Below are 7,296 nucleotides of genomic sequence, written 5' to 3' on the forward strand. Positions count from 1 at the left end.
GCGTATTGGGGGAGGAGGGACGGGTTGGCGGGGGTGGAGGATTCTGAGGCGGCGAAGGCTTCGTAGGAGGGGACCGTCGCGGGGACGATGCCCAGGTTGGGGGTGCCGGCGGCCTGGAGTTCGCGGAGGGAGGCTTCGATGTCCGTCAGGTGGGCGACGTAGGTGGGGTATTCCGCTTCCAGTTCCGGGTACGAGGCGACGAGTTCGTCCAGTTCCGTCTCCGGCCAGTGCAGGACCGCCACCGGGAACGGGCGGGACAGCGCCGTGCGGTACGAGCCCAGTTCGCTGCGGAGGCGGGTGATCTCCGCCTGGAGCTCCGCCGGGTCGTCCGAGCCGAGCGACCACAGGCGCTTCGGGTCGTGCAGTTCGTCCAGGGGGACCGCGCCCGTGTGCAGGGCGTCTGCGCGGTGGTCCCACGCGTCGTGTTCGAGGGCCAGCATCCTCCGCACCCGGTGGCGGGAGATCAGGAGGGATTGGGTGGCGTAGTCCTCGTCCTCTCCGTCCCGGCCCGCCAGCAGCTCTGCCGCCTGCGTGAACATGGCCTCCGACGCCTCCAGCTCGTCGTGGGCCTCCAGCGTCTCCGCTGCGATCTCCCACGGGGCCGCATCCTGCGGGGGCGTCGCCCTGAGCCCGTCGATGATCGCCCTTGCCTCCGCCTCGTGGCCGTACTCCCACAGGTTCGCGGCCTTCAGAGCCCTGATCAGGGCCGGGTTCTGCGGTGCGGACGTCAGCAACGTGTCGTACAGGTCCGTCGCGCGGGCTCGGTCGCCCGCCAGCTCCAGATGGGCCGCGGCCCTCATGAGCAGCGGCTCGTGGTCCTCGGGGAACGTCGCCGCGGTCCGCAGCAGACGCTCGGCTTCGGTCGTGTGGTCGGCAGGCGTGTCGGGGCGCATGGTGAACACCGTACTGCTGTACGCCAGTCGGGGGCGGGGCCCCGCGCGGTCTGGTGAGTTGACCACGTGCGCCTTATCGTGCGCCCGTGCAGCCGCATCGGAGTCGGAGTCCCATACGCGTCGTCGTGCAGCGTGCGCCGCGTACCCGAACCGCCCATGCCCTCTGGCTCGCCGCCGAGCTCACCGTCACCCTCGGGCTCGTCGTCCTGCTTCTCGTCGTTCACCAGCTCTGGTGGACCAATCAGCAGGCTCGCGCCGGTGCGCGGCAGCAGGTTCGGGTGTTGGAGGCGGAGTTCTCCCAGCCCCAGTTCCCATCTCAGGTCCCGTCCCCGTCCCCGCCCCCGTCCGGTTCGGCTCCAGGGGCCGCTTCCGCCGGTCCCGGAGGGCAAGATCCCTCGTCCTCCCGGCCCCCCGCCGCCTCCGCCTACGCCGTCCTCCGCATCCCCGCCCTCTCCCTCTCCGTCCCCGTCGCCTCCGGCGTCTCCAAGCGGTCCGTGCTCGACAAGGGGTACGTCGGGCACTACCTCCGCACCGCGCCGCCCGGGCAGCCGGGGAACTTCGCGCTCGCCGGGCATCGCAACACCCACGGCGAGCCCTTCCGGTATATCAACCGGCTCCGCACGGGCGACGAGATCCGGGTACGGACCAAGGAGCGCGAGTACGTGTACGTCGTCGACCAGGTCCTCGCGCGTACCTCGCCCCGCGACACCGGCGTCATCGCGCCCGTACCCCGCAGCCTCGTCCACCCCTCCGCCGGGTACGACGCCCCCGGCTCGTACCTCACCCTCACCACCTGCACCCCCGAGTTCAGTTCTGCCTATCGGCTTGTCGTCTGGGCTAAGCTCAAGTCGTAACGGCGTTCGAAGGTTCGAGGGGGTGAGTATGGGCGGGAAGCTGCGGGTCAGTCCCTTTGCTCTGCTCCTCTTCGTGCTCGCCGTCGCCCAGGCCCTCCTCGTCGACGGGTCCGCGCTCTCCGCCGTGGCCGTCGTCGTCGCGGCCGCCGCCGTCGGCGCTCTGGCCGCCGCCCGGCTCGCCCCGGCCGTTCCGCCCACTCGGGTACGGACCGCCATCCGCGACCGCGAGCAACGCACCGCCTTCCTGCCGCAACGCGACCCCGACGCCTCGGGCCGTCGCCGGCCCCGAGCCCCCGGCCGTCTCCCGACGGCCGCGTAGCGGGCACGGCACGCACCACTCTTTCCGTCGCCCTCACGCGGTTCCGTCCTGCCGATTTCTTCTTTTCTTCCGGCACGACGAGACCCTCGGAGGGCTCCCATGTCCGTTTTCTCTTCGGTTTTCTCCTTCTTCGCCTCCCTGCTCGAACCGCTCTTCGCGACCTCCGCCACCGCCGCCGCGATCGTGCTCTTCACCGCCCTCGTACGGCTCGCCCTCCACCCCCTCGCGCGCGCCGCCGCCCGCGGTCAGAAGGCCCGCGTGCGGCTCGCCCCGGAGATGGCCGAGCTGCGCACCCGGCACGCCAAGGACCCCCAGCGGCTGCAGAAGGAGGTCATGGCGCTGCACACGCGCGAGCAGGTCTCGCCGCTCGCCGGCTGCCTGCCGAGCCTGCTGCAGCTGCCCGCCTTCTTTCTGCTGTTTCATCTCTTCTCGGGCAGTCAGATGGCCGGACACCGTCTCCTTGCCGCGCCGCTCGGCGGGCACTGGGGCGATGCGCTCGCGCACGGCGGCGTCCTCGGGGGGCCCGGGCTCGTGTACGTCGTGCTGTTCGCCTTCGTCGCCGCCGTCGCCACGTTCACGTACCGGCGCGCCAAGCGGGACGCCGCCGTCACGGGCGGCAGCGCCGGGCTGCCCGCCGCCCTCGCCGGCGTCCTTCCGCTGCTCTCGTACGGGACCCTGATCACCGTCGCCGTCGTGCCGCTCGCGGCCGCGCTCTACGTCGTGACCAGCACGTTCTGGACCGCGGTCGAGCGCGCGTACCTGTACCGCGACGCCAAGGCGGCTACCGCTCGGTAATGGTCCAGGTAGTGAACGGGGGCTTGCAGGGGGATCCGAATTCTCGGAGGATCGAACAATCCTCCGATGGCCGCACTCCATCGGCCGGGGCTCACCACGGCCCGACCCCGGGCCACCTCGACCACAGGGAGAAGACCATGAAGCTGCTGCGCGTCGGACCGCCGGGCGCCGAGCGACCCGCGCTGCTCGACCAGGACGGCACCCTTCGGGACCTGTCCGCCCTGGTGAGCGACATCGACGGAGGGCTGCTCGCCGACGAGTCCGCGCTCGACCGCATCCGGGCCGCGGCCGGCGCGGGCGTGCTGCCCGCGCTCGACGCCACCGGGCTGCGGATCGGCGCGCCGGTCGGCCGCATCGGCAAGGTCGTCTGCATCGGCCTGAACTACCACGACCACGCCGCCGAGACCGGCGCCGCGACCCCGGCCGAGCCGGTCGTCTTCCTCAAAGCGGCGGACACCGTCGTCGGCCCGGACGACACCGTGCTCGTACCGCGCCGCTCGGTGAAAACCGACTGGGAGGTCGAGCTGGCGGTCGTCATCGGCCGCACGGCCCGCTACGTGGAGACGGACGAGGAGGCGCTCGCGCACGTCGCCGGGTACGCCGTCGCCCACGACGTCTCGGAGCGCGAGTTCCAGATCGAGCGCGGCGGGACCTGGGACAAGGGCAAGAACTGCGAGACCTTCAACCCGCTCGGCCCGTGGCTCGTCACGGCCGACGAGGTGCCGGACCCGCAGGCGCTGTCGCTCAAGCTCTGGGTCAACGGCGAGCTCAAGCAGGACGGCTCCACCGCCGACCAGATCTTCAAGGTCGCGGAGGTCGTCCGGTACGTCAGCCAGTTCATGACCCTGTACCCCGGTGACGTCATCAACACCGGCACCCCGGCCGGCGTGGCCATGGGGCAGCCGGAGCCGAAGCCGTACCTGCGGGCCGGTGACGTGGTGGAGCTCGAGGTTCAGGGGCTGGGGCGGCAGCGACAGGAGCTCAAGGGCGCGTAGCGGGCTGGGTGGGTGCGGGGGTTGCGGGGGCGGCCGGGTTCCTGACCCGCGGCCCAGCTCGGCCCCCGCGCCCCTCTCCTCACCCCGCGCCCCTCTCCTCACCCCAGCCGGACCGTCACACCCTCCCGCGCCGACCTCCGCGCCGCCTCCAGTACGTCCAGGGCCGCGGCCGCCTCCTGCGCCGGGACCGGGTTCGGGCCCTCGTCGCGCAGGGCCGCCGCGATCGCCGCGTAGTACGCCGGGTAGTCGCCCGGCAGTGACTCGACAGGTTCCCCGCCGCCCGTCAGCGGGGACTCGCCGGCCCCCAGCCTGCCCCACAGCGCCTCCGGCTCCTCGCCCCACGACCCGCCGGGGCGCCGGCCCTCGCGGAGCGCCGCCTCCTGCGGGTCGAGGCCGTACTTCACGTAGCCGGCGCGTTCGCCCAGGACCCGGAAGCGGGGGCCGAGCTGGGCCGCGGTGGCGCTCACGTACAGGTGGGAGCGGACGCCGTTCGCGTGGGTGAGCGCGATGAACGTGTCGTCGTCGGCCGCCGCGCCCGCCCGGCGGACGTCCGACTCCGCGTACACCTGGACCGCCGGGCCGAACAGCACCAGCGCCTGGTCGACGACATGGCTGCCGAGGTCGTACAGCAGGCCGCCGATCTCCTCCGGCGCGCCCGACTCGCGCCAGCCGCCCTTGGGGCGCGGCCGCCACCGCTCGAAGCGGGACTCGAAGCGCTGGACGTCGCCGAGCGCGCCGTCCGCGAGGAGTGCGCTCAGCGTGCGGAAGTCGTTGTCCCAGCGGCGGTTCTGGAAGACGGAGAGCAGCAGTCCGCGCCCCTCGGCGAGGGCGGCCAGGGCGCGCGCCTCGGCGGCCGTGCCGGCGATCGGCTTGTCGACGACGACCGGGAGGCCGGCGTTCAGGGCGGCGGTGGCGAGCGGCACGTGCGTCTTGTTCGGGGACGCGACGACGATGAGGTCGAGTTCGTCCGCCCGCGCCCACAGCTCGTCCGCCGAGGCGGCGATCCGTACGTCGGGGTACTCGGCGAGCGCCTGCGCCCGGCGCTCCGCGTCGCCGGTGACGACGGTGTCGAGGACGAGGCCGTCGGTGGCGGTGATCAGCGGGGCGTGGAAGACGGAGCCGGCGAGGCCGTAGCCGACGAGTCCGACGCGGAGGGGGGTGCGGGGCGTACGCGGCGTGCCAGTCATGGGTCTCACTTAAGCAACGCTGTTGCCTAAGTGCAAGCGCGGGCGACAATGGGCGGGTGAACATGACCCGTACCGGCGCGAACCAGCCCGCCCTGCGCAGCCACAACGCGGCCCTCGTGCTGGACCTGCTGCGTACGGCGGGGGAGGACGGGATCAGCCGTCCCGAGCTCGCCGAGCGCACCGGGCTCACCCCGCAGGCCGTCAGCAAGATCACCGCCCGGCTGCGGGCGGAGGGACTGGCCGCGGACGCGGGCCGGCGCGCCTCGACCGGCGGCAAGCCGGCGACCGCGCTCCGGCTGGTCCCGGAGGCCGCCCATGCCGTCGGCGTGCACCTCGACCGGGACGAACTCACCGCGGTCCTTGTCGACTTGAGGGGCGAGGCGGTTGCGGTGCGGCGGGCGGCGCTGGATCTGGGGGCGGCGGCGGAGACGGTGCTGGGGGTTATTGAGGGGGAGGTTCGGGGGTTGGTGGCCGGTGCCGACCTTGGGGCCGGTGCCGGTGCCGAGATTGGGGCCGGTGCCAGTGCCGAGATCGAGGCCGGTGTTCGTTCCGAGTCCAGTGCGCGGCCGGGGGCGCGTACTCGGCCCTCCCCCGCGCCCCTCGGCGTCGGCGTCGCCATGCCCGGGCCGCTCGATCACGTCGCCGGGGTGCCGCACCGAGTGACCGGGCACCCGCAGTGGGACGGGTTCCCGCTCCGGGACGAGCTGGCGCGGCGGCTCGGCGGGGTCGTCGTCCTCGACAAGGACACCAACGCCGCGGCCCTCGGGCTCGCGCTGCGGGCGGGGGCGCCGGAGTCGTTCGCGTACCTCCATCTCGGTACGGGGCTCGGCGCGGCGCTCGTCCTCGGCGGCGGGCTGTACCGCGGCGCGCGCACCGGGGCGGGGGAGTTCGGGCACCAGACGATCCAGCTCGACGGGCCCCCGTGCGGCTGCGGCGGGCGCGGCTGTCTGGAGGTCATGTGTCTGGGGGCCGTCGCGCGCGGGGACGTGCGGGAGGCGGCGCGGGTGCTCGGGGCGGGGGCGGCCAACCTCGTCGCGCTGCTCGACATCGACCGGGTGCTGCTCGGCGGGCGGGTCGTCGACGCCGCGCCCGAGGCGTTCGCGGACGGGGTCGGCGAGGTGCTTGCCGCGCTCGCGCACCGGACCGGCGCGGCCGCGCCCGTACCGGTCGCGGTGGCGGGTGGGGCGCGGGCGGTTGCGGAGGGGGCGGCGCAGTTGGTGCTCGCGCCGTTGTTCGGGAAGGAGGGGCGGGCCGACGGGCAGTCAGCCGAGGCCGGGGCCGAGGCCGGCCCAGGGCCGGGGCCGGATGGTCGATCAGTCCGACAATAGGCTGATCAGGCGGATTCTCCGGAGCGTACGGGGGGCGCCGCCGCGTCGCTTCACGGCGTGCCCGCCCCCGCGTGGCAGCGTCGCGGACGTCCCGTACGCCCGCGAGCAGCAAAGGCACCAGGCTCATGCGACAGGTCTCCATGCGCTTGCGCACCGTCCTCGTGCGCGGAGTGACCGCCGCCACGACCGGAACCGCCGTCCTGCTGGGCACCGGCCCCGGCCCGGCTGCAGCCGCGCCGACGGCCGTCGAGGAGCCGGGGCCGGGGTCAGGCTCGGGAGCGGGCTCCGGCTCGGGGGCGGGGGCCGGTGGGGAGCGGCGGGATCAGCCGCCGAGCTGCGGCAACGTGTCCGACGCGGACTTCCCGATCGACACCCGGATCCACGGCGGGCCCTCGGGCTACCGGCCCGGCGACGGCTTCAGCACCTGGAGCGTCGACCTCACGAACACCACGCGCGAGGCGTGCGACAGCATCCATCCGGTGCTCGCGCTCACCGACCGGGACCGGGTGCTGCGGCCGGCCCAGATCCGGTTCGACTTCTACGACGCGGCGGCGCGGCGGTGGCGGCCGGTGGAGTTCGAGGAGACGGAGGAGGACGAGAACGTCGGCGTGTTCGACGACGGCTTCCCCGGCTTCGCCGTCCCGGCGGGGCGGACGCTGACCATTCCCGTCCGGCTCGCGTTCCGCGCGGGCACCGCGCCGAACGAGGTCGTCGCGAACGCGGCGATCGTGCAGCGGCGGGGGGACGACGGGGACTGGGTGGGGGAGTCGGACGACTACCGCCTCACCATCGGCGCGGCGGTCGCGGGCGAGACGGTGAAGCCGCGCGAGGGCGACGACGGGGTGACCGGGAACGGGGTGACGCCGGTCGTCCCGCCCGCCCCGGAGCTCGCTCAGACGGGCGCGGCGCGGCGGGTCGCGGGACG

Annotated in this window: 8 protein-coding genes; 6 read left to right on the forward strand and 2 right to left on the reverse strand. The window is 74.0% G+C overall.

The annotated features are described in order from the left end of the window. Window positions 1–893, reverse strand: an 893-nt coding sequence (locus VIU94_RS37550; RefSeq protein WP_331918867.1) for a tetratricopeptide repeat protein, incomplete at its 3' end; no start/stop codon positions are given. 125 nt (window positions 894–1,018) lie between these two features. Between VIU94_RS37550 and VIU94_RS37555 the strand changes: the two genes are divergently transcribed. From VIU94_RS37555 to VIU94_RS37570, 4 genes are all read left to right on the forward strand, one after another. Next, window positions 1,019–1,747, forward strand: coding sequence for a class E sortase (locus VIU94_RS37555; RefSeq protein ID WP_331918869.1), 729 nt, complete (start codon window positions 1,019–1,021; stop codon window positions 1,745–1,747). 28 nt (window positions 1,748–1,775) lie between these two features. Further along, window positions 1,776–2,066, forward strand: a complete 291-nt coding sequence (locus tag VIU94_RS37560; RefSeq protein WP_331918870.1) for a DUF6412 domain-containing protein — start codon at window positions 1,776–1,778, stop codon at window positions 2,064–2,066. Between the two features lie 99 nt (window positions 2,067–2,165). After that, entirely contained in the window at window positions 2,166–2,861 is a 696-nt protein-coding gene (locus tag VIU94_RS37565; RefSeq protein ID WP_331918871.1) for a YidC/Oxa1 family membrane protein insertase, read from the forward strand. A 137-nt stretch (window positions 2,862–2,998) separates the two neighbouring features. Further along, window positions 2,999–3,856, forward strand: a complete 858-nt coding sequence (locus tag VIU94_RS37570) for a fumarylacetoacetate hydrolase family protein (RefSeq protein WP_331918872.1) — start codon at window positions 2,999–3,001, stop codon at window positions 3,854–3,856. Between the two features lie 98 nt (window positions 3,857–3,954). On the opposite strand, the gene VIU94_RS37575 is transcribed toward VIU94_RS37570, so the two are convergent. Then, window positions 3,955–5,043 carry a Gfo/Idh/MocA family oxidoreductase gene (locus VIU94_RS37575; protein WP_331918873.1) on the reverse strand — a complete coding sequence of 363 codons (1,089 nt, stop codon included), beginning with the start codon at window positions 5,041–5,043 and terminating at the stop codon, window positions 3,955–3,957. Between the two features lie 62 nt (window positions 5,044–5,105). On the opposite strand from VIU94_RS37575, the gene VIU94_RS37580 reads away from it, so the two are divergent. Together VIU94_RS37580 and VIU94_RS37585 are read left to right on the forward strand one after the other, a co-directional pair. Continuing rightward, the gene (locus VIU94_RS37580; RefSeq protein WP_331918877.1) at window positions 5,106–6,371 is read left to right on the forward strand and encodes an ROK family transcriptional regulator; all 1,266 of its coding nucleotides are present in this window, start codon (window positions 5,106–5,108) and stop codon (window positions 6,369–6,371) included. Window positions 6,372–6,496: 125 nt separating this feature from the next. Next, on the forward strand, window positions 6,497–7,296 hold an 800-nt coding region (locus tag VIU94_RS37585), incomplete at its 3' end, for a hypothetical protein (protein ID WP_331918875.1).

It is taken from the genome of Streptomyces sp., assembly GCF_036566765.1.
In the GTDB taxonomy this organism is placed as follows: Bacteria; Actinomycetota; Actinomycetes; order Streptomycetales; family Streptomycetaceae; genus Streptomyces.